We start from the raw sequence: 25,601 nt of genomic DNA on the forward strand, positions 1-25,601 counted from the left end.
ACGGGCACTTTCCTGACCGCCGATGGGCAGTCCTTATTGGCCGTCAGCGGGCACTTTCGTGACCGCCCATGGGCAGTTTTTCATGTCCGCTGACAATCACCTTTACGTTGGAGTACGTCCGGGGCGGTCGCCTCGGACGTTCGTCCGCGGTTCGGGGCGTGGCTCGACAATCACCTGTTGTCGCTGGTGGCTTGGCGTGGAAGGTCACCCCGGACCGTGACGGGTCGTTTCGGCCGCTGATTGAGATGTGTTCGCGAACTTGTCGCTGTGTAAAGGTGTGCCGGCGAAACCACCCTGACGAGCCAACCGCACACGGAAGGACAGTATGGACGAAAAGATCTGGGTAGGAATTGATGTCGGTCGGCATGCGCATCACGCCGCCGCGGTCGATGAGGCGGGAACGGTGCTGTGGTCTCGGCGGCTTCCCAACGATCAACCGGCGATCGAAGCGCTCATGGACCGGGTCGCCGACATGAAATTCGTGGTGTGGGCGATCGACATGACCGCACCGGAATCGGCGCTGCTGAGGGGTGTGCTGGCTGCGCGGCGCCAGCAGATCCGCTACGTGCCCGGCCGGGTCGTGCACAGCATGACCGGTGCGTTCGCGGGTGAGGGCAAGACCGATGCCCGCGATGCGGTCGTGATCGCCCAGACAGCCCGCCTACGTGGCGATCTCGCCACCGTCTCGGCGCCCGACGACGTCGCGATCGAACTCGACCTGCTGACCGGACATCGCAACGACCTCGTCGCTGAACGTACGCGAGGCATCAACCGCCTGCGCGGCCTGCTGACCCGCATCTTCCCTGCACTAGAACGGTGTTTCGACTACTCGACACTGACCGGTCTAACGTTCCTCACCCGCTTCGCCACGCCATCTGCGATCGCTGCGGTCTCTGACGACGAGATCTACGACCACCTGCGCAGTCACGGCGTCCGCCGACCCACGATCCCGAAGATGATCGACAAAGCCCGTGCCGCGGCGGCCGCGCAGACCGTCACCCTGCCTGGCGAGGCGACCACAGCCCTACTGGTGCAACACGCGGCTACCTCGTTGGTCATGCTGACCCGTCAGATCGCCGACCTGGATAAGCAGATCACCGAGGTGTTCCGCCGCCACCGTCACGCACGGATTCTCGAATCCGTGCCAGGCATCGGCACCCGAAGCGGCGCTGAGCTCGTCGCGATCACCGGCGGCGACCTCACTTCGTTCGGCTCGCCCGCCAGACTCGCCGCCTACGCCGGTCTTGCTCCGGTACCGCACGACTCCGGTAACCGCCGGGGAGCCTTGCGTAGACCCCAGCGTTACCACAGAGGACTTCGCAAGGTGTTCTACATGGCCGCACTCAACAGCTCGCAACGCGACGGCCCGTCCCGCGAGTTCTACCAGCGCAAACGACGCGAGAAGCGTTCCCACGTCCACGCTCTCATCGCTCTCGCTAGACGTCTGGTTGACGTGGTCTGGGCACTGATCCGCGACGGTAGGGTGTGGTTGCCGCGGCCGACCGTCGAGCGGGTGTCAGTCGATGAGGTGGGCGCGATGGCTGGATGACTGGCGGGGCCGGTCAGATCTCGGCACGTGCGTGCGTACTAGCGGGACACTGGATGCGTGTCGGTTCGGGTACTCGGCCACCAGCTTGCTCTGCCGACAAGTGTGGCGATGGTCGGCACAACGATGGTGCGGACGATGAAGGTGTCGAGCAGCAGGCCGATGCCGATGATGAGTCCGACCTGGGTCATGATCGAGATGGATCCGGCCATGAGTCCGAACATGCTGGCAGCGAAGATGAGGCCGGCCGAGGTGATGACTGATCCGGTGTTGGTGACGGTTCTCAGGACGCCGATGCGGATGTTGTTTTGGGATTCTTCGCGTAGGCGAGAGATAAGAAGCATGTTGTAGTCGGCGCCGACCGCGACGAGGACTATGAAGGCCAGTAGTGGTACGGGCCAGGCGATATCGGTTTTGAGGATGTGTTGAAAGATCAGGACACCGATACCCAGTGCCGCGGTGTAGTTGAGTATGACGGTGCCCAGAAGGTATAGCGGCGCGATGAGTGCTCGGAGTAGGAGTATCAGGATCAGGCCGACGATGGTGAGGGTGGCCAACGCTAGGAGTCGGAAGTCTTCGGTGAGTAGACGTTGCAGATCGGCGTTGATGGCGGGGAACCCGGCTATCGCGATGTTGGAGTCCTGCAGGGTTGTGTTCGGTCTGGCGGCGAGTGCGACATCGGTGATTGTGTCGGCCAGTTGCATGGCCTCGGTGCTGTAGGGGTCGAAGCTGGTTTGTATTGCGTAGCGCACGGTATGGCCGTCGGGCGAGACGAACTGGCGAGCGACGTCGACGAAACGGCGGTCTGCGTTGGCCTGAGGTGGGAGGTAGAAGCCGGTTGCTGAGTTTGTTCCGGCGGTCTCGCGGGCGGAGGTTTGTAGTTGTGTGGCTAGCGCGGCCATCCCGGCGAGTTGTTGAAGGTTGCTGTCGATCAGCGCGGATACACCGGCGGCGAGTTGGCGTGATCCCGCCGCGAGTTGACTGATACCTGTTTGCAGTTGGGTGAGCTTGCCGGGAAGGTCTTGGCTGCTGATGCTTCCCAGCGTGGAGCCCAGTGAGTTGACGGTGGAAGTGAGTTGGTCGGTGACTGTTGAGATCGGTGTATCCAGCTGCGCGAGTTGTGTTGACAGCGTGGCGATCTGGTCGAGGGTCCCGTTGCTCAGTAGGGCGTCGAGATTGCGGGTCTGCGCGCGCAGAGCTGCGCACTGCGGGACTTGGGTGCACCAGGGCGCATTATCGAGGATGGGCAGGATCGAGGTCACTGTTGCCAGGGCTGCAGATGTTTGGCGGGTGAGCGCGGCCAGCTGTGGGGCATTCTGAGAAGCGCGATCGAGCGCTGGTGCAGATGCGGCGAGTTGGCGGAGTATCGGCTGGTACTGCTGAATTTGCTGCCCTGCTGTGCTTGCCTGATCGAGGATGCCGGCCAGGGGGGCCAAGTTGGTGCGTACCTGGGTGTCGAGCTGAGTAAGCCCGTCGGCGAGTTGGAATGCGCCGGTACGGAGCTGTTCGAGGTCACCTCGGCGGTTCTGGCCATCGTCGACCGCACCCGCCAGCCGGTCCCCGATCTGACCGTTCTGCCAGGACAGCTCGGCTTGCTCGAGCTTGTCCCCGGTGGGACGGGTAACACCGATGACTCGAGTCACTCCGGGGATCTGGGATACACGTGAGGCCATTTGCTCAAGATCGGCCAGCCCGCTGGCAGTACGGAGATCGATCGGTGCATCTACAACGAGGAACTCAGTGATAGTGACGTCTTGAGGGAAATGACGGTCGAGCAACGCGTAGCCTTCGTTGCTGTCGGTTGTCGCGGGCTGCCCCTCACGATCGTCGAAGGTGATCTGGATGCCCATCGCGAAGACGCTAAGCACGATTAGCCCGACCAGGGTTAGTGCCAGCAGAGGCACAGGACGCCGCACGACGAGCACGGCGACGCGATTCCAGTACTTTCGGGTCAGATCTCGTCTGGGTGCGCCCCAGCCGAATCGCGCCGCCCACAGCAACACCGGTGGTAGCAGGGTGACCGTGGCGAGGAATCCGATGAGGATGGCGATCGCGCATGCCGGACCCAAGGTGGAGAACACGCTCAGCTGACCAAACACCATCGCCAAAAAGGCCAGCGCCACCGTGGCAGCTGAAGCCAGGATGACCCGTCCGATAGTTGCTGTCGCGTCCACGAGCGCAACCTCAGTGGTAGCGTCCTGGCGTAGCCGTTCGTGATAGCGACTGATGAAAAAGACTGAGTAGTCGACCCCGGCTCCGAGCAGGATGACGGTCATGAACGCGACGGTGAACTGCGATACCGGCATACCGAGTTCGCCGAGTGCGGACAAGACCCCGCGGCCCACGCCGAGGCTGACACCGATCACCAACAACGGCACCAGCGCGGTGAACAGCGATCGGTAAACGATCAACAGAATGATCGCGATAAGCGCCACCGTCGCCACAGTGATCACGACTAAATCGCTTTCAGCACTGACGATCTGGTCACTGAAAGTGGCCGTCGGCCCGGTGACATGGACAGTGGTGTCCGTACCGTCAAACACGCGCTGCGCGGTTTGGCGCACGGTCTCCACAGCATGCGTGGCCGTTGGCCCTCCCAAAGTTCCGGTGACCCCGACAGGCAAGTACCAGGCTTGCCCGTCCTCACTCAAGGCCTGGCCGGCCGTCGTCGGATCGGAGAGCAAATCCCGCACTGACTGCACATCGTCGAAATTTTCGCGCAACTGCAGAACGAGCATGTCGTAGCGTTCCCGCGCCACGTCGGTGAACCCGTTCGGGTTCTCCATGGTCACGAAAACAGTGGTCTTGGCGCCCTTCTCACCGAACGCACCACCCATCTGATCGAGTGCTTGAAACGATGGAACCCCAGCAGGGATCGGATCAACAGACTGCTGCCGCACCACCGTCTCCAGCTGGGGAAACAGTATCGCCAAGACGATACCCACAGCCACCCACGCCCCGATGACGAGGAATCTGTGCGCCAAGGTGAACCGTGCCAACCGCCCCAATGTCGTGCTGTACTCGCTGCGTTCCGCCAACCGGCGCGCCGCCAAGCGCCCACCACTTGGACGTTGGACCACCATACGCAGCACCTCACCCTCGACCCAGCCCGTCTACGAAACCGACGGTATCGTTACGGTACTAGCAGTACCGTAGATGGGGAAGGAGGTCAGGAGGTTTGGTGTCGCCGGTGGGCCATGAGGAAATCGTCGACAAGCTGTTCGAGATCGCCAACGGTCATCGACCGAATGCCCGTGAGCTTGGCAAAGACAAGGGGGCCCGCCAGTTGAGTGACTGCCATGGTCAAATCGAGGTCGCCGAGCTCCGCCGTGGCCACGTCACTCGTCAAAACTCGATCGAATGGTTCTCGATACTGCTCGACGACTCGACGACTCGACGACGCAGTGGCGCGAGCGCGTTCTGATCCCCGTCGGATTGCCCGGATTGCCGGGGCTGCTCGGGAAGCATTGCCAACCATGCCAGCGTCGTCAACTGCAGCGGTGCCTGCTCAATAAGCTCAGCCTGCCGCTGCATCAGCTTCAGCAGGTCATCACGGATCGACGTCGTCGTCTCGGGGGTCTCGGCCTGAGGCAACAATCGCTCGAAGGCAGCCGCCACCAGATCTGTGGAGCTCTCGAAGTGACGATACAAGGTGGTGCGAGCAACACGAGACAGTCGAGTGACCGCCTCCACGGTAACGGCTTCGACCCCGCCACTGTTCAGCAAGGTCACCGCAGCATCCAACAAACGCTGACGCGACCGAACCCGCCTCGGGTCAACATCGTCGGAATCGATGGTTTCCACCTGGCCACTCCCTATATAGCCAAAATCACGAACCCCTGACTGCACAACAATACCGTCGGTAACAGAGCGAAACTGCCAGTGGCGGTACCGATTGAAGGCTCAGAAAGGTCACTTATGAGGGGCGACAAACCACTACCAGCACACGCACCATGGTGCATGGGATGCGGCGAAGACAACCCCAATGGCCTGCACCTCGAGGTACACCTGCACGGCGACCACGTCTACGCCGACCTGCAATTCGACGAGCGCCACTCAGGAGCCCCGGGACTCGCCCACGGCGGAGCCATCTCAGCGGCATGCGATGACATCATGGGTTTCACCCTGTGGATCGCCGAGACACCCGCAGTCACCCGAACCCTCACCGTGGAGTATCGACGCCCGGTCCCACTGCACACCCCCGTGCACATCACCGCCTCCCTCGTCGACGAAACCGACCGCGCGCTCTTCATCGAAGCCAACGGTACTGTCGGCGACACAACCTATTTCGCCGCAGAAGCGGTCTTCGTAAAGGTCGACTTGAGTCATTTTCTTCGTCACGGAGACTGGGGCGCCACAGCAGACCTCATCACCAGATTCTTTCAGGCCGACTAGCGACCGCCAGGCACGCCACCAAGCAGAAGAGTCGCCCCGCATCCACCAGCTGGCCCATCCTTGCGCACCCGCATTGAGATCCACGTCCGCGGTGACATGTCCCTGCGGCTTGTTCTGCGATCGGCTACGGGGCACCCGCAGTGCCCGGCCGGTGCGCAGGCATGTGACCAACTCCCGTTTCAGGGCGCCTCGACCTTCGATGTACAACGATTGGTAGATCGCCTCGTGACTGATGCGCATGGACTCATCCTCCGGGAAATCAACTTTCAGCCGGTGCGAGATCTGCTGCGGGCTCCATGCCGTCGCCCACCGTCGGTCCTGCCGATGCGGCTTGTTCAGTCCTTTCCACGCGGGCGTGTCGGGGCCTGCGACGGCGGTGCCGTCGGGCCGGCGGACGGCCCCGGAGAGCCGCTCCTGCACATACTCACGCAACCTGTCGTTGTCTACCAGCTTCGCCGTTTTCGGGCGTTTCGCGGCTTGCTGCGCTTTCCACTGCGCCACTCCGGCTCGGTAGACCTGCGTGCCGCTGCGGGTCGCCGCGTTGCGGCGCAGCTCGCGTGAGATCGTCCCCGGGTCGCGTCCGATCCGACGGGCGATCTCCCGCACGCCGACATCCTGGGCGCGCAACAGTGCGATCTCCTCACGCTCGGTGAACGACAGGTAGCGGCCCGTGGGCTCGTCCAGGCTGATCGGCGGCATGCCGCCAGCGTGACGGAACCACCGGGACCCGACCGGCCACGACACGCCGACGGCCTCCGCGGCGTCGGCAGTCGTCGCTCCTGAGGCGATCGGCCGCCAGAAATCGCGCTGCACCGCACGCGAGGGTTCCGGTCTCCCCGGTGACCGCATCGACGGGCGCAACGCCCGATCCGCCGCCCACTGCCGGCGGGCACCCACCGGCGCCTGGCGTGTCTGCTTGTTGCTGCGTCCCATCGCACACCTCCGTCATCGAGGTGTTGCGACGACCGATTGAATCCACCCTGCGATCCGGCATCGCTGTGATGGACGAGCTTGCTCAAATCGACCACCCCGCAACGCTTTCTGTTATCTATCGCATTGTTGATCGCATCGGTCACCAAGTTCACCGTCATCTCCGTGGACACCTTCCAGCCGACGACCTTGCGGGCGAACACGTCAGTCACGAATGCCGTGTAGGCCCAACCAGATTCGGTGCGGCAGTAGGCGAAATCGGCCACCCACAGGCGGTTAGGTGCCGCGGCATAGAACTGCCGGTCGACCAGATCCGTCGGCCGCTTGGCCGCCGCGTCAGGAATGGTCGTGCGCACCCGCTTCTTCTTGATCGCGCCGTGCCATCCCATCTCCCGCATGACCCGCTCAACCGTGCACCGAGCAACATCTAATCCGGTGCCACGCAGCATTATCCACGTCTTTCGTGTACCCAGAACGCGGGTCAGGGGTTTGTTCTTGCGGAGCATGAAGATCGCATCGATGACCTGCGCGTCGGTGAGCATCCGCACGCTCGGCCCGCGGTTGATGTGGTCGTAGTATGTGGACTCCGGCGATGCGCCAGCCGTGCTCAGACAGCACGGCGCACATCGAATCGACTCCCCAGATAGGACCATCCGCACCCACCCGGTGTCCTTGGTGGTGCGGATGAAGTCCACAATTACCGGTGTGGCCGGTCGATCTCGGCCGCGAAGAAAGCCGACGCCGCCTTCAGGATCCGGTTGGCCCGTTTGAGTTCGGCGACCTCCTGTTTGAGCCTGCGGATCTCCTCGTTGTCGGCTTTCGCGGTCGCGCCCTCAGCATCAGCGGCCGGGGCCTTACGAACCCACTGACGAACAGTCTCCGCCGAGGTCACCCCCAGCAGATCTGCGGTCTTGCGCATCGCTGGCCACTCCGCCGACCCTTGCGCCACCAACTGGGCCACCATCTCCACGGCGTCTCGCTGCAACTCAGCCGAGTACCGCTTCGATCCCGCTGCCATAGGTTTCATCCTCCCTTGAGAGGAGCCCTCCGGAAACCCGGGGACGGATCAGTACCACCGTTGCGCGGGTGTTGAGTGCCGGCCGACGCTCGGTGTGGACAACCATTCGGTACTTCACCGTTGCCGGTCGCGCTGCCGCCCCCCATTCGACACGCCCATGCCCCGACGACCACCGTGACATAGGGTTTCTGTGGTGTGAACGCTTGGTCGTGGGGTGCACGGCGCCCACGGTGGGCCGAGGGAGTTCGAGGTGGTGGAGGAATCGGTGACGGGTCCAGCGGAAACGCCGGAAGAGATCGACGCGGCCGAGTCGTCGGTGACACCGGTCCGTCGTCCGCCGACCCTCGACCCGATCCGCGCGCTCATCCCGCACACGGTGAGCACCCCCGCGGCCACCGCCGTCAGCGACGGGCACACCGTGCTGTCGTATGCGCAGCTCGCGGCACGTGCCCGACGCCTGGCCATCGACCTCGGCAAGGGTGGCATCCGCTACGGCGACCGCGTCGCCCTACGCCTGCCCCGTAGCGCCGACACCGTCGTCGCGATGGTCGGCGTGCTGATGGCCGGCGCCGCCTACATCCCGCTCGACCCGGCCCTCGACTCCGACGCTGACACGGCCTCCGACGATGACGGCCCGGCCGCGGGACCGGTCGCGACGATCAGTGCCGGGCTCACCATCGACTGGCACCGCGACGACGCCGGCGCACCCCAACCGGGCGATGCGTACCTGCTACCCGTCGCCGGCACCGACCGCTGGGTCGGCGTCACCCGCGCCAACCTCACCGCCATGCTCGGCGCCGGCCTCGACGTCGTCGCCGCCGGACCCGCCGACGTGTGGAGTTGGGCGCACCCGCTCACCGCGCTGCAGTCGGCGTGGGAGGTGTTCGGTGCGCTGGCCTCCGGTGGGCGGGTGGTGGTGATCGACGCCGCCGCCGCAGCGGACCCGACGCTGCTGGTCGCCGCCCTGGACACCTATGCCGTCACCATCGTCACCCAGACCCCGACGGAGATGACCGGCCTCACCGACCCGGCCGCCGCAGCAGCCATCGCCACCGACCTGCCCGCCCTGCGGTGCATCGTCACCGGCGGTGACCCGACACCCATCGCGCACGCCGACTGGTTCGCCGCCCACCCGTACCTGCGGCTCGTCGCGCTGCGCGGTCACGCCGAAACCGGTGGGTGGTCGGTGGGCGGGGAGGTCGACCCCACCGCCGGCACCGGTGTCCGCGGGGCCGTCCTCGACGGGATCGACTGGTCGGTCCGTGACAACCAGGGGCGTGAGGTGGCGCCCGGACAGAGCGGCGAACTGTATCTCTCCGGAACTCAACTGGCGCGCGGATATTGGGGCGATCCGGTTCAGACCGCGGCCCGGTTCGTCGCCGACCCCGACCAGGTCGGCGGCCGCATGTTCCGCACCGGGGAGATCGTCGCCGTCGACGAGGACGGGCGGGTGGTGGAGCCCGGGGGCGCTGGTGCGGGCGTCGATGACGTCGACGTCAGCGCGCCCGAGAGTGCTGTCAACGCGGACGAGAGTGCTGTCAACGCGGACGAGGGCGCTGTCGACGGGGACGAGGGCGCTGTCAACGTCGCAGAGGGCGCTGTCGACGTCGGAACGAGCGCTGTCAACGTTGCAGAGGGCGCGGTCGAGGCGGTGGTCGACGAACCTGTCGTCGATGGACCTGTCGTTGATGAGCCCGATCCGGCTGACGTTGCTGTCGGTGTCGCCGACGACGCTCCCGCCGAGCCGGAGACCGTGCCCACCGATGACGAATCCGAACATGATGCGCTGCTGCGGTTCTGGGCGGAGACCCTCGACGAGTATCCCGGTAACTTCGGTCTCGTCGACCGTCGGCCGGCCGATCGCAAACCGTCGGCCGGGGTCATCTCCCGCACCATCACCGAGGGCCTCGTCGGACTCATCGACCGCACCGCCCGTCGCCACGACGCCACCGTCGTTCATATCTTGCATGCGGCAACGGCTTTCGCGCTCAGCGTGCACACCAGCCGTGACGACATCGCCGTCGTCACCCCCATCGGACCGGGCGAGGGTGACGCCGAACCGGCAACGGTGGTGCTGCGCACCCGATTTCCCCGATCGCTCACCGTCGGTGAGATGATCGACGCCGTCCGCGACGCCGACGTCGCCGCCGCCGACCACGCGCAGATCGACCTCGCCGACATCGTCGAACAACTCGACCTGCCCGTTGCCGCGGAAACGCGCCCGGTGACTCAGGTGCAGTTCGCCGTCGGCGACACCGTCGAGGCGAATGCCCACGGATACGACCTGCGGGTCGTCGTGGACCCGAACCCGGAGAACCGTCAGATCCACCTGGTGTATCCGCTGGATCTGTTCTCCCACAAGCCCATCGAGCTGCTGGCCGCCCGCATCGGGCAGGCGCTGCGCGTGCTCACCGGCGATCCGGGTGAGCCGGTGCAATCACGGATGCTGCTCACCCGCGCAGAGCAGGCGTTCATCGCGACCCGGGCCGGGGCTGCCCCGGATGACGCGGACCCGCCGCTGTTGTCCGAGCTGTTCGAGACCGCGGTGCGTCGTTTTCCGAACCTCATCGCCGTCGACGATGGCTACCGCACGTTGACATTCGACGAACTCGACTGGTGGGTGTCGGCGACGGCTCGGCACCTCACCGACAACGGGGTGGGCGCCGGTGATCGGGTGGCGTTGCTGATCGAACGGTCCACCGAATGGGTGGTCGCCTTCTGGGCCGTGGGGCGCGTCGGGGCGACGTGCGTGATGGTCGACGGTGCCGCGGAGACGGAGGATCTGGCCGGGGTGCTCGAGGCATGCGCGACGCCCTTTGCGCTGACCCACAGCGACATTCCGCCGCTGCCCACCAAACCGATTGCCGCGTCACATGATCCGTGGGTTTCGCCCGATGCGTTGGCATACGTCGTGGTCCGCTCTGCTGACCGTGGTGACGGATTCGCCGCGGAGAGTGTCGGAGTGACCCATCGCGGGTTGCATCGCCTGGCGCGTATCGGTGGCGTCGACGTCCTCGACCGGGTGGCGTTGACCACCGGCCCTGACTCGGACCTGTCGGTGCTGAGCCTGATCCTCGCCGCGGTCGGCGGTGCGCCCGTCGTCGTCGCTCCGGCCGCCCGCGACGACAGTGAACTCGCCGACTGGCTGCGCGGTGCGCACGCCTCGGTGATCATCGCCAATGCCGCTGTGCTGCAGACGCTTCAGCCCGTCGAGCTGCCCGCGGTGCGGCATGTGCTCGTCACCGGCGATGCGCTGCCCGCCGAGCTGGCCGACGCGTGGTCGGCGACGGCGGTCCTCGACCACATCCGCGGCCCGGAGGAGGCCACCGTCATCGGGACAGTGGTGCGGTATCGGCGTGGCGTCGACCCCGATCTGATCGGAAATCCGTTGGCGGGTATGGGTGCTGTGGTGTTGGGTAGTTCGTTGGAGCCGGGCGCGCCGGGCGCGGTGGGCGAACTGTACTTGGTGGGGACCGGACTGGCCCGCGGGTACATCGGCGATCCGGCGCTCACCGCATCACGCTTCGTGGCCGGACCGGGTGGCGGGCGACTGTTCCGGACGGGGCGGCGGGTGCGGTGGGATGTCACCGACGACGGCCCGGGCGGGTTGATCGGGGTTCGGGCATCCGAATGACGACGCCCGACGTCGGTGATATCTCTGGCCGGGTGAGCCCGTCCGTGCCATTCCCTCCGCGACAGGACCGACTGATGCCGCGCAGTTCCACCGCGGTGGTCTCGACTCGCCGCTCGCCCTGGGGGTTCGCGGCGGCTCGACCGACGAGGGGGTGCTCGACCGACGAGGGTCGGCTCGACGACGGTTCGGTCTACCGGACCGGCGGGGTCGGACTCGGCCGACGGAAACCACAGCATGACTGCCGGAGATGATCCGGGTTGGCTCCGACGAGTCATGCTGCACGCGTGCGTAGTTGGGCGAAATTTGCTCCGGAAAGGTCTTGGCACTCGTCACGTGGGAGTGCTAATCTGTCGGCACGCAGTGATGGTGAGTGTGGTGCCGTCAACCTGGCGGCATCCCTGGACATAGGAGGTGTTTGCTGTGCTGCGTGTCGATCCTTTTGCTGCTGTTGATGACTGGGCAAGGGTCCTGTTGGCCGGGGAGCCGGTTGCTACCCGGCGTACTCCCCGGTTCATGCCCATCGACGTGTTCAAGGTCGATGATCACTATTCGCTGGTCGCGGACCTACCCGGTGCAGATCCCGGTTCGATCGACCTGAGTGTCGACAACGGAGTGCTCACGTTGTCGGCACACCGCAGTGCTCGGTCCGACGACGGGGTGCAATGGCTGGCCAGCGAACGATTCTCGGGTACCTACCGCCGTCAGATCACCCTCGGTGACGGCGTCGACCCGGCCAGGATTTCGGCCGCCTACGACAATGGTGTGCTGACCGTGACCATTCCGGTGGCCGAGCAGGCCAAACCCCGCAAGATCGAGATCGGCCATTCCGGGGCAGGGCGCCAGGAGATCACCGCCGGGGCGGGCTGAGGGCCCATCGACTTCCGTTTCCATGAGACGTGAGTTGATCAGTAGAGGTTATGGACATGACGGATTGCCTCGATGTGGTTGTCACGCAGGGACTTCCTGAGATTCTGGAGCCGGAGGAGGCCTGGCTGGCCGCCGAGATCGACGCACTGTTTGCCGCTGCCCACCAACGCCGATGCCGTTGCGTCGCACGGTCCAGAACGACAACAGCGTTCGGTCGGGCGGCTCGGCGGCGGATCGGTGGCACCGAGAATCCCGACGGTGATGGCGGCGGACGGCGGCCGTCGTCGCGCGGTGGTCGGCAGCGCGCACCGCCTAGTCGGTGGTGGATGCCGGACGCCCAAGCCCGTGGAATCGACCGATAGTGGGAGGAGGTGATCGGTGGCGCCGCGTGAAAGCCGGTGACACAGGAAGATTCCGATCGCACAGTGATATCTCGAAGGTCAGGTGAGGTGGTTCCGGGTCGTCGGGACCCGAGAACCCCTCCCTGCCAGAGGTATTCGTTAACGAGTACGGCCTTAGTCGAAAGGTGGGATTCATATGCCAGTCGATCGCTTGCGTGCCTCCGTTGATGCCGACGTGGCGGACGTTGTGGAGCAATGTCTGTCGGTCGATCCGGCCGATGCCGACATCAGCGAGCCCGACATCGACAGCGTGACCGTCGAAGCCGCCGACGCCGACCTGGCCGAACAGGCTCTGCCGGTCGGGTCCGACGACCCGGACGAGTACCGGGACCGCCGTGGATAGTCGATGGTGCGGTTGTCACTGACCAGGGATGCGCGCGGGGGATGTCCCGCGCTCGGGCCGGCGGATACGCCCCCCGTGCCTTGCGGCGGCTCGACTGGCGGAATGAGTGAACCAGCCGGTCACGATCCCGTACTTCGGGCTGAACAGATAGACGAGGGTGAACAAGATGCCTGTGTCAGAACGACCATGCCGCCGGGTGAGGTGTCCTGATAGTAGGAGATGTAGAGGCCGACGACGCCGCTGACGACTGCGGCGGCTGGGGCGACGATCAGCATCCGGGGGAGCCGGTCGGTCAGCAGATGTGCGGTGGCGCCGGGGATGATGAGCATGGCCACCACCAGGACGATGCCGACCACCTGCAGCGCGGTGACGGCGGTCAGGGCCAGCAGCCCGAGAAGTGTGGCGCCCAGGACTCGTGGGCTCAGGCCGATGGCGAAGGCGTGCGTGGAATCGAAGGCGTACAAGGTGAAGTCGCGTCGTTTGGCGAGCAGGACGACCGCGACGATGCCGCCGAGGATCGCGATCTGCAGCAGGTCGCTTCGGGAGACGCCGAGGAGGTTGCCGAAGATGATGTGGTTGAGATCGGTCTGACTCGGAGTCACCGAGATCAGCACCAGGCCCAACGCGAACAGCGTCGTGAACACGATGCCGATCGCGGCGTCCTCCTTGACACGGCCACGGTAGCGGACCGCGCCGATCAACCCGACGGCGAGGAATCCGAAGATGATGGCGCCCAACGCGAAGGGGGCGCCGAGGATGTAGGCGAGGACGACGCCGGGCAGCACCGCGTGCGAGACCGCGTCGCCCATCAGCGACCAGCCGATGAGCACCAACCAGCACGACAGCAGTGCACACACCACCGATGCGATGATCGTCGCGGACAGCGCGCGGGTCATGAATCCGTAGGCGAACGGGTCGACGAGCAGGTCGATCATCGTCGCTCCCCGGTGACCGGCGCGTCGTCCAGCGGATCGAGTCCGAAAGCGCGAATGAGGTTGTCCGGGGCGATGACTCGCTCCGGCGTGTCATGCACCAGCACCCGGCGCATCAGCAACACGGCCTGATCGGCCAACTGCGGCAGCGCCTGCAGGTCATGGGTGGACACCAGCACGGTGGCGCCGTCGTCGGCGAGTTCCCGCAGGAGCGCGATGATGGTGGCCTCGGTGCGTTTGTCGACACCGGCAAACGGCTCATCGAGGAGCAGAATGGACGCGCCTTGCGCGATACCGCGGGCGACGAACGCCCGTTTGCGTTGCCCACCGGACAATTGGCCAATCTGTCGGTCGGCGAACTCGGTGAGCTCGACGCGGCGCAGCGCCTCGTCGACCGCCTCGTGATCGCGCCGGCGGGGACGACGGGTGAGACCGAGATGCCCGTAACGGCCGGTCATCACCACCTCACGCACCGAGATGGGAAAGCTCCAGTCGATGTCCTCGGATTGCGGTACGTAACTGACGGTTCCGCCGCGTCGAGCACGGGCCGGGGTGAGTCCGTCGATGCGGACACCACCGGACTGCGGGGTGATCAGACCCATGATCGTCTTGAACAGGGTGGATTTGCCGGAGCCGTTCATCCCGACGAGACCGCATACGGTGCCGGCGTGAAGCCGCAGGGTGGTGTCGTGCAGGGCGAGGACGTCGCCGTAGCGGACCGTCACGTCGTCGACGTCGATGGCGTAGCCGGTGTCGGTGGCCGTCATGACGCGGGTGCGGTTCCGGTGAGGCCGGTGACGATGGTGGTGACGTCATGGCGGATGAGGTCGAGGTAGGTGGGCACCGGGCCGTCGGCCTCGGACAACGAGTCGACGTAGAGGGTGCCGCCGAAGCGGGCGCCGGTGGCCGAGACCACCTGCTGCATCGGCTTGTCCGACACCGTCGACTCGCAGAACACCGCCGGAATGCCCTGCTCGCGAACGACATCGATGACACCGGCGACCTGTTGCGGGGTCGCTTGGGATTCGGCGTTGACCGGCCACAGGTAGTGCTCGGTGAGGCCGGCGTCGCGGGCGAGGTAGGAGAACGCGCCCTCGCAGGTGACCAGGGCGCGCTCGTTGGCCGGCAGTTCCTGCAGCGCGGCGACGAGGTCGTCCTGGACGCCGTCGAGTTGCTGCTTGTAGGCGGCGGCGTTGGCCCGGTACGTCTCGGCGCCGTCGGGATCGAGATCGGTGAACGCGGCGACCAGGTTGTCGACGTAGATCCCGACGTTCACCGGGCTCATCCAGGCGTGCGGATTGGGTTTGCCCGCGTAGGCGTCGGAGGCGATCGGGATCGGGTCGACGCCCGCGCTGACCACGACGTGCGGCACGTCGAGATCCTCGACGAACTGGCCGAACCAGGCCTCGAGATTGAGACCGTTGTCGACGATCAGTGACGCCGTCGACGCGTTGCGGACGTCGGCGGGAGTGGGTTCATAGCCGTGGATCTCGGCGCCCGGTTTGGTGATCGACTCCACTTGCAGGCGATCGCCGGCGACGTTGGCGGCGATGTCGGCGAGCACGGTGAACGTGGTGAGGACGACGGGCTTGTCGCCGTCGGCGCGTGAGCTGCCCGAGCATCCGATCACCGTCCACGCGGCCATCAACCCCGACGACCATGAGTGTCATCAAACGAACTCGATGTTGCGGCATGCCTACATCATAAGTTCGGCGACCCGTATTAGTGCAAGTCCGGCGAAACCGACCGGGGTGGGGGCTTTGCTCGACCAATCGTTCGCGTTGCGAAATCAAATGCGGGAGTTGTGCTGCACCGCGCGGCCGGTGCCCGTAATGTCCCTTGCGGCAACGGCGTTGCCATCGTGCGTGTCGAGGTGGCGCGCCGACAGTGAGTTGGGGAAACCGGAAAGGGTCCTCCACCATGACAATTCGCTGGTCTCGTCGTGCTCGATGCCGGGTGATGGTGTCATCGATCGCGGCGTGCACCGCGTCGGCGATGACGGTGGGCCTGGCGGGTCACGCCTGGGCCGTGGACCCTGATCGTCTCCGCAACGACGCCGGCTGCGTGTGGCGCACCCCCGAGGAGCAGGCCCAGCACGTCCAGACCTGTACCTTCTACTCAGAATCGTTGGGGCGCAACGTCGTCGTGCAGGTTCGCGCCTCCGACAACGAGGCCGGTGAGACCGAACACGCCGTGTACTTCCTCGACGGACTCGGTGCGAATCCGGAGTACAGCACCTGGTCGACCGCCGACGCGGGCGCGGTGTCGTCGTATTCCACCGGCACGAATCTGGTGATGCCCGCCGGTGGTGCCGGTGAGTGGATGACCGACTGGCAACAAGCCCCCACCGGTAGCGACACCGCGCTGCAATGGGACGGGTTCGTCGGCGACGAACTGCCCGCGTACCTGGCGGAGAACTTCGACGTGGGGACGTCGAACAACGCGATCGTCGGGGTGTCGATGTCGGGGGCACCGGCGGTGATCATCGGGCTCAATCATCCGAAGGTGTTCAGCGTCATCCGCTCCTACTCCGGCTACTACGAAACCGACAATCCTGTTGGCTGGATCGCGATTCCACTGATCCAGATCGCGCGCGCGAACATCACCAACGGGCTGTGGGCGATGTGGGGACTGCCTCTCAGTGAGGGCAACACCTGGGCCGTCAACGACGTCTCGCAACGGATCGCCGAGGCGAAGGCCAACGGGCAGACCGTCATCATCTCCACGGGCACGGGAATCCCGACCGAGATCGAACTGTCCACGGCGTGGGGGTTGATCCAGCAGGTCGCGCAGGACACGCCCGAACTACTGCCGGTCCTGTTGCCGGCCGCGGTGCAGGGATTGGCGTTGGGGATCGTGCTGGAGGTCGGGGCGTTGGTGTCGACGGTGATCCTGCAGGGCATCGCCACCGCTGCCGGGGTGCCCATCGAATTCAAGTACGCCAACGGTGGTCACAACTGGCTCGCATGGGCCGCTGACGAGGACAACGACGCCCAGGAGATCGAGGATGCGATGACGGCGGCGGCTGCCGGTGCGACGTCGACTGTGGCTGCGACGTCGGCAGCGGATGTGACGTCGGCTGTGGCTGCGACGTCGGCAGCGGATGTGACGTCGGCTGCGGATGCCGCTGTGGCGCCGCCCGTGACGTCTCGCGTCGGTCTGCGGTCAGTGGCGAGTTCCGACGACGAAGCGCCTACGACGAGTGCTGCACCCACCCCCGAGGCGATCGAGGATGAGGGGACCTCCGCCGAGGTGCCCGCGACTGACGTCACGACCCCGACCTCGAGTGGAACGGTGGAGCCGAGTTCGAGTGCGGAAACGACCACAGCCGAGCCCGCCACCGCGTCCACCGCGTCCGCCGCGTCGACGGCGGCTACAGCGTCGGCTGTACCCACGGCGTCTGCTGATGCGACCCCATGACGTTGTAGTAGAACGTATCGCCCTGGAGTGACGTTCTACTACAACGTCTCTCACTTGGCGTCGGCGAGTGCCTGACGAATGCGGGCGATAACGTATTCCGGCCGCTCGACGATGTCGGCCCAGGTGAAGTTGAGGACGTTCCAACCCGCAGCGATGAGATCGTTGCGACGCCGCCGATCACGCTGGAAGGCGTGTGCGTCGCGGTGGAACGCCATCCCGTCGATCTCGACGGCGACGCGCTTGGCGACAAAGGCGAAGTCGATCTTGTACGGCGGCACTGGGTGATTGGCGATCCAACCTTCGATGCCGGCGGCACGGAGTAGCCGTACCGCCTCGCGTTCGGCCACTGACCGCGCACCCGACCCGATGCCGTCGAGCAGCATGCCCATGGCCGCAGCGTCCTCGCAACCGCGTCGACGATCGTAGGCCGCGCGGAGGGCGTCCTCGGTGACCTTGTTATGCAGGAGAGCGGCATCGACAAGCTCGATACCGCTTTCGACGCCGGCCTCCAACACCGACAGCGCGAGCCCGGTGACGGCAAGTCCGCAGTGCTGCGTGACGTCCTTGCTGTTGAGTCGTCTGTGTCGGATGGTGGCACCCGGGATGGCGCATCGATGTCCCAGCGGGACCGTCACGGTGATGGTGCTCGGTGGCGTGTCGATCGCGTCCCACCACCACGCGGCCGCGTGGCCTGACACGATGGCCCGCACGCCGGCGCGATGAGTGGTCATTCTGATGCGCGTCCGCATCGTCATCGGGTAGGTGCTGACGCGGTGGACGCCGCGAGCCACGACGATCAGGTCACCGGTGCGCACGAGGCGGTGGACGGCAGCCCGATCCAGGCCGTCCTTCCGGAAGTCGCGGGCGGTGAGGACACCGTCGTGCTCGAGTGCGAGGACTCGCAGGGCTGAAGGAAGAGACATGCGGATTGGACGCGGCCGGCGGCGCCGCGGTTCCCGTTGCACCAAAAGAAGTTGTACCGAACGACTACACCGAATGACATTGTAGTAGAACGTGCCGTCCTGGAGTGACGTTCTACTACAACGTGCTGAAGCGCTCGCGTAACGCCCGCCGATCGACCTTGCCCGGGCCGCGGAGGGGGAGTTCATCGACGACGAAGATCTCGCGGGGGGCGGCATATCGGTCGAGGTGGGTTGCGACGAGGTCGTGGATACGTTGGGTGTCAACGGTTTCCGATGCGACGATCATCGCGACCACTCTCTCGCCCAGGCGGTCATCGGGGAGTCCGACGACGGCGCATTCACGGACCGCCGGATCGGTGACGATGATCGCCTCGACCACCTGTGGGACGATGGTCAGCCCGCCGGAGGAGATGGCCTCGTCGGCGCGGCCGACGATGCGGAGGGTGTTGTCGTCGATGCGGCCGAGGTCGTCGGTGCGGAAGGAGTTTGCGCGGGCCCCGGTGGCTGGGGCTGGAAACGCCGGATGATCCGGCCGCAGGCGATAACCATGCGCCACCATCGGGCCGGTGATGACGACCCGGCCCACACCGTCGGGATTCTCGTCGAGCAGCGAAAGGTGAACGCCGTCAAGGGGAATGCCGTCGTAGACGCATCCGCCCGCGGTCTCGCTCATGCCGTAGGTGCGGACGATGGGGATGTCGGCGTCGAGTGCCTTGCGTAGCAACGGTTCCGGAGTGGCGGCACCGCCGACGAGCAGCGCGTCGACCTTGGCGAGAGCTGTTGTGGCGCGCGGATGTTCGAGCACCTTCACAAGCTGGGTGGGCACCAGCGAGGTGTATCGTCGCGGACCGTCGAAGCGTTCGAGGGCGTCGGCGAAGGCGTCGGGATCGAAGCCGCGGGTCAGGTCGAGGACGTCGGGGGTGAAGCCCGCGGCCAGGGCGCGCAACAACACCTGCAGGCCGGCGATGTGGTGCGGTGGCAGGGCGAGGAGCCAATTGCCTTCTCCGCCGAGGTGTGTGGCGGTCGCGGCGGCTGATGCGGCGAGCGTGGCGGGCGTGTGCTGCGAACCCTTGGGCGTGCCGGTGCTGCCGGAGGTGGCGATCACCAGCGACACCTCGTCGTCGATCGGGGTGCCGATGGCGAAGGCGTCATGCAGGAGTTGCGTGGTGCGCGGGTCGTCGGCGGGGACCGGCGCGAACGCCGAAGTTCCGTCGAGGATGGCGCGCAGGTCGTCGAGGCGGTCGAGGACGGCGAGGCCCGGTGGGAGCGGGAGGGGCTGCAGGGGCCTCAGGGTTGGTCCTCGGGGTTGTCGGTGGTTTCGTCATCGGTGGGTGGGTTGGGTGCGTCGGTGCGGTGGTCTCGAGGCTCGTCGCTAGCGCTCCTCGCACCTCGACCAGCGGGAGGGGATGAGCCAGCGGGAGGGGACGGCGGACCGTCGGAAGGGGCGCCTCGACCAGCGGAAGGGTTGGAGGGGGATGAGCCGGCCGGAGGGGAGGGGTCCGGAGGCGCCAACGGGGCGTCGTCGAAGGGGAAGCCGTGCTCTTCGAGGTAGCGCTGCACGCGGGAGACGTCGTCGTCGTGGGGGAGTTCGTGGGTGACGGCGGTGATCTTGACGCCGGCGTCGATCTTGGAGATCGGTTCGGGCGGCGGTGCGGCCTCGGAGATCAGTTCGCCGGAGACGTGCTCGACCTCTTCTGCGGACAGTTGCCTGCGCAGGATGGCGAGCAGCGGGTTGTAGTCGCGTTCGGGGACACCGTGGGGATACCCGGCACGAAGCCAGTCGATGATCCGCCCCACCAACGGTCGATCGGCCACGAGTGACCACCTCTCTTCATCGGACGACTCCCGACTGCCCCCTGTCGCGATTGTAGGGGGCAGCACGGTGATCGCCACGTTTGGTTCACATAGCCGAACCCGGCCGCCTCGATGCGAGGTCGGCCGGGTTCGGGCGCTTCGGAATGTCGGGCGAGGCGCTCAGACGTTCGCGGTCGGGTGCGACAGTGGCCACCCGGCTGCGGCCAGACGACCGGCCACCTGGTTGATCTCGTCGTCGGTCGGGACCTCCGAGGTGACCTGGGCGATCGCGTCGGCGATGTCGGTCTCCGACAACGGCCGATCGAGATCGTGTTCACGGGCCAGGCGCAGCGCGACGTCGGTGACCTGCTCCTCATCAAGCGTGCGGATGAGCAGGGCCAGCAGTGGCGGGAACTCGGTGGGCGGGATGCCTTCCGGGTAACCCTTGCGAATCCAGTTGACGGCGGATTCGAACAGCGAGGTGTTACTCATCAAGTCCTCTTGCGGATCAGTCGATGACTCGGGCGGACGACGTGGACGGTCGAACTACTTCTTGTAGGCCCACTCGGGGAAGATCTTGATGTCGAAGTAGTAGTTGAGCGTCTGCCGGGTGATCCACAGGATGCCGAACACGATTGCGGCGATCACGATGGCGAAGAACAGGTAACCGACCGCCTTGAGGAACGGGTTGGGGGCGGTGACGGAGCCGTCGGCGTTGGCGTCACCCATGCCGGCGGCGTGCACGCGTAGTCCCACCGCGAACAGGGCCGGCAGTCCCGCACCGAAGATCAGTCCGACGATCAGGACCTTGCCGATCGCTTCGAGAGTTGTCATGGGATTCCAGTGTCCTTACTGGTCAGGAGATGACGGGGTTCAGGCGACCGGAGTCGAGCCGGGCTTGGTGGTGTCGACGGACTCGGTGTTCATCTCGGCCGGGATGATCGAGTTGGTGCTCTCGTCCCATTCGGCATTGACGTTGTTCGAGTCGACCTTGTTCTGCTGCGCGCGGTACCACATGAACACCGACAGGGCGATCAGTATGGCGAAGATGACCAGCGCGCCGAGCACGTTGCCCAGCAGGTGCGCGATGCCGAAGCAGACGGCGCCGACGATGCCGGCGGCCGGCAGGGTGGTGACCCAGGCGACGGCCATGCGGCCGGCGACGGCCCAGCGGACCTGGGCGCCCTTCTTGCCGACACCCGAACCGAGGATCGAACCCGTGGCGACCTGCGTCGTCGACAGCGCCATACCGGCGGCCGAGCTGGTCAGGATGATCGCGGCGGAGCTGGCCTCGGCGGCCATACCCTGCGGCGAGGTGATCTCCACGAGGCCCTTGCCCAGGGTGCGGATGATGCGCCAGCCGCCGAGGTAGGTGCCCAGCGCGATGGCGCCGGCGCAGGTGAACACGATCCAGAACGGCAGGCCGTGGCTGACGCTGGAGGCCTCGAGGTGGCCGGTGGCGATCAGGGCCATCGCGATGACACCCATCGTCTTCTGGGCGTCTCCGGTGCCGTGGGCCAGGGAGACCAGCGACGCCGAGGCGATCTGGCCGTACCGGAAACCGGCTTCCTTGTGGGATTCGGCGATCTTCTTGGTGATGGCGAAGATCAACCAGGTGCCGCAGGTGGCGACGATGCAGGCGATCACCGGCGCCATCAGGCCGGGCAGGATGATCTTGGTCCACACGCCGCTCCAGTTGATGCCCGAAAGGCCGAGGGCGGCGATGCCGGAACCGATGAGGCCACCGAACAGGGCGTGCGACGAGCTCGACGGCAGGCCGAACAGCCAGGTGAACAGATTCCACAGGATGCCGCCGATGAGGCCGGCGAAGATGATCAACAATGCTGTCGTGGCACTGATCCCCGCGACCAGCTCGCCGCTGTCGGCGCCCTTGGTCTGTTGCAGGTTCAGAATGCCCTTGGTGATGGTGGCAGCGACCTCAACCGACAGGAACGCACCCACCAGGTTCAAAATGGCCGAAATCCCGACGGCGACCTTGGGCTTGAGTGCGCCGGTGGCGATCGATGTCGCCATGGCATTACCCGTGTCGTGGAAGCCGTTCGTGAAGTCGAAGCCGAGTGCCGTGATGACCAGCAGCACAAGTATCAGCATCTCTCCGCTCATGCGGATTATCATGCGACTCTCGGTGTCGATCCGCCTAAAAATCAGGTCATCTGGATCGGGTCGTGATAGCGGTGTGACCTGCGAGTTCATGCCGTGAGCGCACGTGTTCACCAACTGTTCATCTAATTGCCCCCATGGGTATACCGGAAGCGGCACGACCGAGCGATCGCACGGGCGCGTCGTCGTCGGAAAACGGTGTGGAAGAATCCGGGCATGACGCTGAAGCTGGGTATGCCGATCAACTACGCGGGCGACTTCCGCGAGACCATCAACAACCTCGTCGACTTCGAGAATGCCGGTGTCGGGCGGATTGCGGTACCCGAGGCCTACAGCTTCGACGCGGTCAGCCAGCTCGGCTACATCGCCGCCAAGACCGAGAAGATGGAGCTGCAGACCGGCATCCTGCCGATGTACTCCCGCACGCCGACCAACCTCGCGATGACCGCGGCCGGCATGGACTACATCAGTGGTGGACGGTTCATCCTCGGTATCGGCGCATCGGGGCCGCAGGTGATCGAGGGCTTCCACGGCGTCAAATACGACTACCCCGTCGGGCGGGCTCGGGAGAACGCCGAGATCGCCCGCAAGATCTGGCGCCGGGAAAAGTCGGAGTACCAGGGCAAGCACTACACGCTGCCGCTGACCAAAGAGGACGGCGGCACCGGTCTCGGCAAGCCGCTGAAGATCATCAATCACCCTGTGCGCGATCGTATTCCGATGTTGCTGGCAGCTATCGGGCCGAAGAACACCGAGCTGGCGGCAGAGATGTTCGAGGAGTTCCAGCCGTTCCTCTTCCATCCCGAGTACGTCGACCTGGCCTTCGGTGAGCCCCTCGCGGCGGGCAAGGCCAAGCGGGATCCGTCGCTGCCCGACCTCGGCATCGTCGTCGGCGCCAGCGCCCGGATCTCCGAGGATGCCGACGAGATCGAACGCGCCATGCAGCATGTGCGCAATCACGCCGCTCTCTACATCGGTGGCATGGGTGCGCGCGGCAAGAACTTCTACAACACTCTCGCGGTGCGTTACGGCTACGCCGACGCGGCCAAGGAGATCCAGGACCTCTATCTCGACGGCAAGAAGGCCGAGGCCGCCGCGGCGGTGCCCGACGAGCTCGTCCGGGCGATGAGCCTCATCGGCCCGAAGTCGTTGGTGACCGAGCGGGTCGAGGCGTTCCGCAAGGCCGGGGTCACCGTCGTGCTGGCCGGGCCGTTGGCGCCCACCCATGCCGAGCGGGTTTCCGACATGGAGCAGCTCGCCGAGATCTTCGGCTGACGGTGGGCCGTCGGATGGATCGCCTGACCCATTTCGCCACGGCCCCGAGCGGTGAACCACATTGCGGCTTTCTGACTTTGCGAAATCGGTGGTCAATCGGGTAGTCGGTTGTGCGAAGCGTTCTGCGGCGTGGAATCATTCGGGTTTAGCGTCGTGGCGCGCGGCGGCGGCCGGAACACAGGGGGCAGGCGGAGTCATGGAGCGTGAGCGGGTCGTCGGTGAGCCGACGCCCGACGCGGTGGTGGCGGTCATCAAGGTCGATCCCATGTATCGGCTGGCGTCCACGCTGGGGCATTCCGCTGCCGTTGCCGTGGCGCGTCGGCACATCGACGAGACCGTGTCGGCGATCGATGCGGAGGTGACCGTCGTCGAACTGTCGACGACGAGGTTCGCGCTGCTGATCCCGCACGGCGGACCGGGTGCACTGGATGCGCTGCGGAGTCGCTTCGAGGCGGGGCAATTCTCATCGACACGGGCGAGCGGCCAAACTATGTCGACGTCCGCCTCGGTGTGGTCGGTGCCTGGATGCTGACAGAAGCCGTGAGTTGGGGCGAGCTCGTGCGCTTCGGGCATCGAGGGCTGTCGCGGACGTTGAGGTCGGCGTCGCGGGTCGTGGTGGTCGACGACGCACTCATCGCGGTCACCGACGACGAGGCCGCCCAGATGAAGCTGCTCGCCCGCGCCACGCCGAGCGACTTCCGGGTGCACTACCAGCCGATCGTCTCCCTCGGCGACGGTGAGGTGGCCGGGTATGAAGCCCTGTTGCGGTGGTACGGCTCGGGCGGGCAATTGTACGGCCCGTCGGCCTTCTTCCCGTTTCTGGAGGAGACGGCGCTGCTGCGTCCGGTGACGCGGGACTCGTTGGCGACCGCGGTGTCGGCGCTCGCCTCGGGCGCCATCGCCAACCACTGCCCCAAGGCCTTCGTCGCGATCAATCTGTCGGAGCGTCAGCTCCTGGACCCGCGATGTGTGGACGCGATCGTCGATGCGGCCGCCGAGAAGGGGATCGCCCTCGACCGGATCTGGGTCGAGGTGCGTGAGGACGAGATCATCCGCCGGCCGAGTCAGGCGGGCCGCACCATCGAGCAGCTCGGCGCGGTCGGCTGCACCGTGTGCATCGACGACCTCGGTGCCGGATACTCCGCCCTGAGCTACATCAAGGATCTGCCGATCGCGGTGCTCAAGGTCGATATCGCGTTGGTGTGCAAGCTACTCGTCGATCCGGTCGCGGTGGCGATCACCCGTACCATTTGCGACCTCGCGCAGGCCACCGGACTGCGGACCGTCGCCGAGGGAGTGGAATCGCCCGAGTTGATCCCGATCCTCAATACGCTGGGTTTCGACTACGCCCAGGGCTATCTGTTCGGGCGGCCGGCGGCGTTGGGGTCGTTGAAGGGGTGAGTGTTCTGCTGCGTCAGTCGCAGCCGAGCATCGCGGCCTTGCCCAGTGCGGTGTACTGGTAGGCGAATTCCTTGGTCCAGAAACCGAAATTGCTTGTGTATGAACGTGGGACGGGTTTCATGACGGTCTGACCGTCGAAGCACTGGCCGAAGATGTAGCGGGCGCGCACCATGTGGTAGCGCCAGCTGATGACCATCACCGAGTGCCAATTGCGTTCGGCGGCAAGTCGCTGCACCTCCATCGCCTCACCGCGCGTCGTCGACGGGTTGGGTGCGAAGCAGATCACCTCGATTTGCGCTGTGCTGGAGGAACATACGCGTTGCATCAACTGATACGTGCCTTCGAGGTACTCCGGCGGGATGGCCAGTTCCGGGTTGGAGATGACCACCGTGTTCGCGTAACCCTCACGCGCCAGCTGGATTCCGTAGTCCTCGCGACCGTCGTGCTCGCCGCCGAGCACGACGATCGCGTCGACGTGACGCAGCTGATCGGAGTGATCCCGGTAGAACAGTTGGTAGCCCAGGCCGTAGAAGGCGGTGAGCCCTCCGACGACGATGACGATCAGGGTGATCAGGAGTCGGCGCAGCATACGTGGTCGGCG

20 protein-coding genes and 4 pseudogenes are annotated in these 25,601 nt (G+C 65.7%); 9 read left to right on the forward strand and 15 right to left on the reverse strand.

The genetic code is table 11. From position 1 onward, the window contains the following. Positions 1 to 325 precede the first annotated feature (325 nt). Positions 326 to 1,549, forward strand: coding sequence for an IS110 family RNA-guided transposase (locus ACWETB_RS22105; protein WP_006896189.1), 1,224 nt, complete (start codon positions 326 to 328; stop codon positions 1,547 to 1,549). A gap of 38 nt (positions 1,550 to 1,587) precedes the next feature. Here the strand turns inward: ACWETB_RS22105 and ACWETB_RS22110 are convergent, their stop codons facing one another. Then, positions 1,588 to 4,629 carry an MMPL/RND family transporter gene (locus tag ACWETB_RS22110; RefSeq protein WP_006896188.1) on the reverse strand — a complete coding sequence of 1,014 codons (3,042 nt, stop codon included), beginning with the start codon at positions 4,627 to 4,629 and terminating at the stop codon, positions 1,588 to 1,590. 86 nt (positions 4,630 to 4,715) lie between these two features. Continuing rightward, positions 4,716 to 5,350, reverse strand: a pseudogene (locus ACWETB_RS22115) (TetR/AcrR family transcriptional regulator). 114 nt (positions 5,351 to 5,464) lie between these two features. Between ACWETB_RS22115 and ACWETB_RS22120 the strand changes: the two are divergent. Further along, positions 5,465 to 5,941, forward strand: coding sequence for a PaaI family thioesterase (locus tag ACWETB_RS22120; protein WP_006896186.1), 477 nt, complete (start codon positions 5,465 to 5,467; stop codon positions 5,939 to 5,941). An 81-nt stretch (positions 5,942 to 6,022) separates the two neighbouring features. On the opposite strand, the pseudogene ACWETB_RS22125 reads toward ACWETB_RS22120, so the two are convergent. The 3 genes and pseudogenes from ACWETB_RS22125 to ACWETB_RS22135 all read right to left on the reverse strand — a co-directional run. Further along, positions 6,023 to 6,790 (reverse strand): annotated as a pseudogene (locus tag ACWETB_RS22125) (transposase); the annotation flags it as partial. Positions 6,791 to 6,921: 131 nt separating this feature from the next. Then, positions 6,922 to 7,524, reverse strand: a pseudogene (locus ACWETB_RS22130) (DDE-type integrase/transposase/recombinase); the annotation flags it as partial. Positions 7,525 to 7,568: 44 nt separating this feature from the next. Then, positions 7,569 to 7,889, reverse strand: coding sequence for a transposase (locus tag ACWETB_RS22135; protein ID WP_452213672.1), 321 nt, complete (start codon positions 7,887 to 7,889; stop codon positions 7,569 to 7,571). Positions 7,890 to 8,154: 265 nt separating this feature from the next. Between ACWETB_RS22135 and ACWETB_RS22140 the strand changes: the two genes are divergently transcribed. The 3 genes from ACWETB_RS22140 (at position 8,155) to ACWETB_RS22150 (ending at position 13,134) form a co-directional block, all read left to right on the forward strand. Continuing rightward, positions 8,155 to 11,523 carry an AMP-binding protein gene (locus ACWETB_RS22140; protein ID WP_452213674.1) on the forward strand — a complete coding sequence of 1,123 codons (3,369 nt, stop codon included), beginning with the start codon at positions 8,155 to 8,157 and terminating at the stop codon, positions 11,521 to 11,523. Between the two features lie 420 nt (positions 11,524 to 11,943). After that, a complete protein-coding gene (locus ACWETB_RS22145; protein ID WP_449741478.1) occupies positions 11,944 to 12,390 on the forward strand; it encodes an Hsp20/alpha crystallin family protein in 447 nt (148 codons plus the stop codon). 537 nt (positions 12,391 to 12,927) lie between these two features. Next, a complete protein-coding gene (locus ACWETB_RS22150; RefSeq protein ID WP_348805011.1) occupies positions 12,928 to 13,134 on the forward strand; it encodes a hypothetical protein in 207 nt (68 codons plus the stop codon). Between the two features lie 15 nt (positions 13,135 to 13,149). Here the strand turns inward: ACWETB_RS22150 and ACWETB_RS22155 are convergent. From ACWETB_RS22155 to ACWETB_RS22165, 3 genes and pseudogenes are all read right to left on the reverse strand, one after another. Beyond that, positions 13,150 to 14,069 (reverse strand): annotated as a pseudogene (locus tag ACWETB_RS22155) (metal ABC transporter permease). Next, positions 14,066 to 14,833 (reverse strand): metal ABC transporter ATP-binding protein, encoded by a 768-nt coding sequence (locus ACWETB_RS22160; protein WP_452213677.1) that lies wholly within the window; start codon positions 14,831 to 14,833, stop codon positions 14,066 to 14,068. The pseudogene ACWETB_RS22155 and the gene ACWETB_RS22160 overlap by 4 nt, the downstream one beginning before the upstream one ends. After that, the gene (locus ACWETB_RS22165) at positions 14,830 to 15,711 is read right to left on the reverse strand and encodes a metal ABC transporter substrate-binding protein (protein ID WP_452213679.1); all 882 of its coding nucleotides are present in this window, start codon (positions 15,709 to 15,711) and stop codon (positions 14,830 to 14,832) included. Before ACWETB_RS22165 ends, ACWETB_RS22160 begins: the two co-directional genes overlap by 4 nt. Before the next feature lie 314 nt (positions 15,712 to 16,025). Between ACWETB_RS22165 and ACWETB_RS22170 the strand changes: the two genes are divergently transcribed. Beyond that, positions 16,026 to 17,486, forward strand: coding sequence for an alpha/beta hydrolase (locus tag ACWETB_RS22170; RefSeq protein ID WP_452213681.1), 1,461 nt, complete (start codon positions 16,026 to 16,028; stop codon positions 17,484 to 17,486). Positions 17,487 to 17,536: 50 nt separating this feature from the next. Here ACWETB_RS22170 and ACWETB_RS22175 read toward each other — a convergent pair whose 3' ends face one another. The 6 genes from ACWETB_RS22175 to ACWETB_RS22200 form a co-directional block, all read right to left on the reverse strand. Beyond that, positions 17,537 to 18,409, reverse strand: a complete 873-nt coding sequence (locus ACWETB_RS22175) for a DUF559 domain-containing protein (protein WP_452213683.1) — start codon at positions 18,407 to 18,409, stop codon at positions 17,537 to 17,539. 115 nt (positions 18,410 to 18,524) lie between these two features. Next, positions 18,525 to 19,700 carry an o-succinylbenzoate--CoA ligase gene (menE, locus tag ACWETB_RS22180; protein WP_452213714.1) on the reverse strand — a complete coding sequence of 392 codons (1,176 nt, stop codon included), beginning with the start codon at positions 19,698 to 19,700 and terminating at the stop codon, positions 18,525 to 18,527. Next, positions 19,697 to 20,224: a DUF3349 domain-containing protein gene (locus ACWETB_RS22185; protein WP_452213685.1), complete on the reverse strand. Its 528-nt coding sequence runs from the start codon at positions 20,222 to 20,224 to the stop codon at positions 19,697 to 19,699. The genes menE and ACWETB_RS22185 overlap by 4 nt, the downstream gene beginning before the upstream one ends. 159 nt (positions 20,225 to 20,383) lie before the next feature. Further along, complete coding sequence (locus ACWETB_RS22190; protein WP_452213687.1) at positions 20,384 to 20,695, reverse strand: DUF3349 domain-containing protein; 312 nt, start codon at positions 20,693 to 20,695, stop codon at positions 20,384 to 20,386. Between the two features lie 54 nt (positions 20,696 to 20,749). Further along, positions 20,750 to 21,037 (reverse strand): hypothetical protein, encoded by a 288-nt coding sequence (locus ACWETB_RS22195; protein WP_348805002.1) that lies wholly within the window; start codon positions 21,035 to 21,037, stop codon positions 20,750 to 20,752. Positions 21,038 to 21,076: 39 nt separating this feature from the next. After that, positions 21,077 to 22,327: an anion permease gene (locus ACWETB_RS22200; RefSeq protein ID WP_449741469.1), complete on the reverse strand. Its 1,251-nt coding sequence runs from the start codon at positions 22,325 to 22,327 to the stop codon at positions 21,077 to 21,079. Between the two features lie 213 nt (positions 22,328 to 22,540). Between ACWETB_RS22200 and ACWETB_RS22205 the strand changes: the two genes are divergently transcribed. From ACWETB_RS22205 to ACWETB_RS22215, 3 genes are all read left to right on the forward strand, one after another. Continuing rightward, positions 22,541 to 23,599 carry an LLM class F420-dependent oxidoreductase gene (locus ACWETB_RS22205; protein WP_452213689.1) on the forward strand — a complete coding sequence of 353 codons (1,059 nt, stop codon included), beginning with the start codon at positions 22,541 to 22,543 and terminating at the stop codon, positions 23,597 to 23,599. Between the two features lie 196 nt (positions 23,600 to 23,795). After that, positions 23,796 to 24,131: a hypothetical protein gene (locus ACWETB_RS22210; protein ID WP_452213691.1), complete on the forward strand. Its 336-nt coding sequence runs from the start codon at positions 23,796 to 23,798 to the stop codon at positions 24,129 to 24,131. Further along, positions 24,125 to 25,000 (forward strand): EAL domain-containing protein, encoded by an 876-nt coding sequence (locus tag ACWETB_RS22215; RefSeq protein WP_452213693.1) that lies wholly within the window; start codon positions 24,125 to 24,127, stop codon positions 24,998 to 25,000. The genes ACWETB_RS22210 and ACWETB_RS22215 overlap by 7 nt, the downstream gene beginning before the upstream one ends. 13 nt (positions 25,001 to 25,013) lie before the next feature. Here ACWETB_RS22215 and ACWETB_RS22220 read toward each other — a convergent pair whose 3' ends face one another. Then, positions 25,014 to 25,589 carry a YdcF family protein gene (locus ACWETB_RS22220; RefSeq protein WP_348804998.1) on the reverse strand — a complete coding sequence of 192 codons (576 nt, stop codon included), beginning with the start codon at positions 25,587 to 25,589 and terminating at the stop codon, positions 25,014 to 25,016. Between the last annotated feature and the right edge of the window lie 12 nt (positions 25,590 to 25,601).

The sequence above is a fragment of the Gordonia sp. NPDC003950 genome, from assembly GCF_053605205.1.

What these genes read in the sequence shown, in the direction of transcription:
- ACWETB_RS22105 (WP_006896189.1), top strand. Translation starts at nt 326, where the DNA reads ATGGACGAAAAGATCTGGGTAGGAATTGATGTCGGTCGGCATGCGCAT.
- ACWETB_RS22110 (WP_006896188.1), bottom strand. Translation starts at nt 4,629, where the DNA reads ATGGTGGTCCAACGTCCAAGTGGTGGGCGCTTGGCGGCGCGCCGGTTG.
- ACWETB_RS22120 (WP_006896186.1), top strand. Translation starts at nt 5,465, where the DNA reads ATGAGGGGCGACAAACCACTACCAGCACACGCACCATGGTGCATGGGA.
- ACWETB_RS22135 (WP_452213672.1), bottom strand. Translation starts at nt 7,889, where the DNA reads ATGGCAGCGGGATCGAAGCGGTACTCGGCTGAGTTGCAGCGAGACGCC.
- ACWETB_RS22150 (WP_348805011.1), top strand. Translation starts at nt 12,928, where the DNA reads ATGCCAGTCGATCGCTTGCGTGCCTCCGTTGATGCCGACGTGGCGGAC.
- ACWETB_RS22160 (WP_452213677.1), bottom strand. Translation starts at nt 14,833, where the DNA reads ATGACGGCCACCGACACCGGCTACGCCATCGACGTCGACGACGTGACG.
- ACWETB_RS22165 (WP_452213679.1), bottom strand. Translation starts at nt 15,711, where the DNA reads ATGGCCGCGTGGACGGTGATCGGATGCTCGGGCAGCTCACGCGCCGAC.
- ACWETB_RS22170 (WP_452213681.1), top strand. Translation starts at nt 16,026, where the DNA reads ATGGTGTCATCGATCGCGGCGTGCACCGCGTCGGCGATGACGGTGGGC.
- ACWETB_RS22175 (WP_452213683.1), bottom strand. Translation starts at nt 18,409, where the DNA reads ATGTCTCTTCCTTCAGCCCTGCGAGTCCTCGCACTCGAGCACGACGGT.
- ACWETB_RS22190 (WP_452213687.1), bottom strand. Translation starts at nt 20,695, where the DNA reads ATGAGTAACACCTCGCTGTTCGAATCCGCCGTCAACTGGATTCGCAAG.
- ACWETB_RS22195 (WP_348805002.1), bottom strand. Translation starts at nt 21,037, where the DNA reads ATGACAACTCTCGAAGCGATCGGCAAGGTCCTGATCGTCGGACTGATC.
- ACWETB_RS22200 (WP_449741469.1), bottom strand. Translation starts at nt 22,327, where the DNA reads ATGAGCGGAGAGATGCTGATACTTGTGCTGCTGGTCATCACGGCACTC.
- ACWETB_RS22205 (WP_452213689.1), top strand. Translation starts at nt 22,541, where the DNA reads ATGACGCTGAAGCTGGGTATGCCGATCAACTACGCGGGCGACTTCCGC.
- ACWETB_RS22210 (WP_452213691.1), top strand. Translation starts at nt 23,796, where the DNA reads ATGGAGCGTGAGCGGGTCGTCGGTGAGCCGACGCCCGACGCGGTGGTG.
- ACWETB_RS22215 (WP_452213693.1), top strand. Translation starts at nt 24,125, where the DNA reads ATGCTGACAGAAGCCGTGAGTTGGGGCGAGCTCGTGCGCTTCGGGCAT.
- ACWETB_RS22220 (WP_348804998.1), bottom strand. Translation starts at nt 25,589, where the DNA reads ATGCTGCGCCGACTCCTGATCACCCTGATCGTCATCGTCGTCGGAGGG.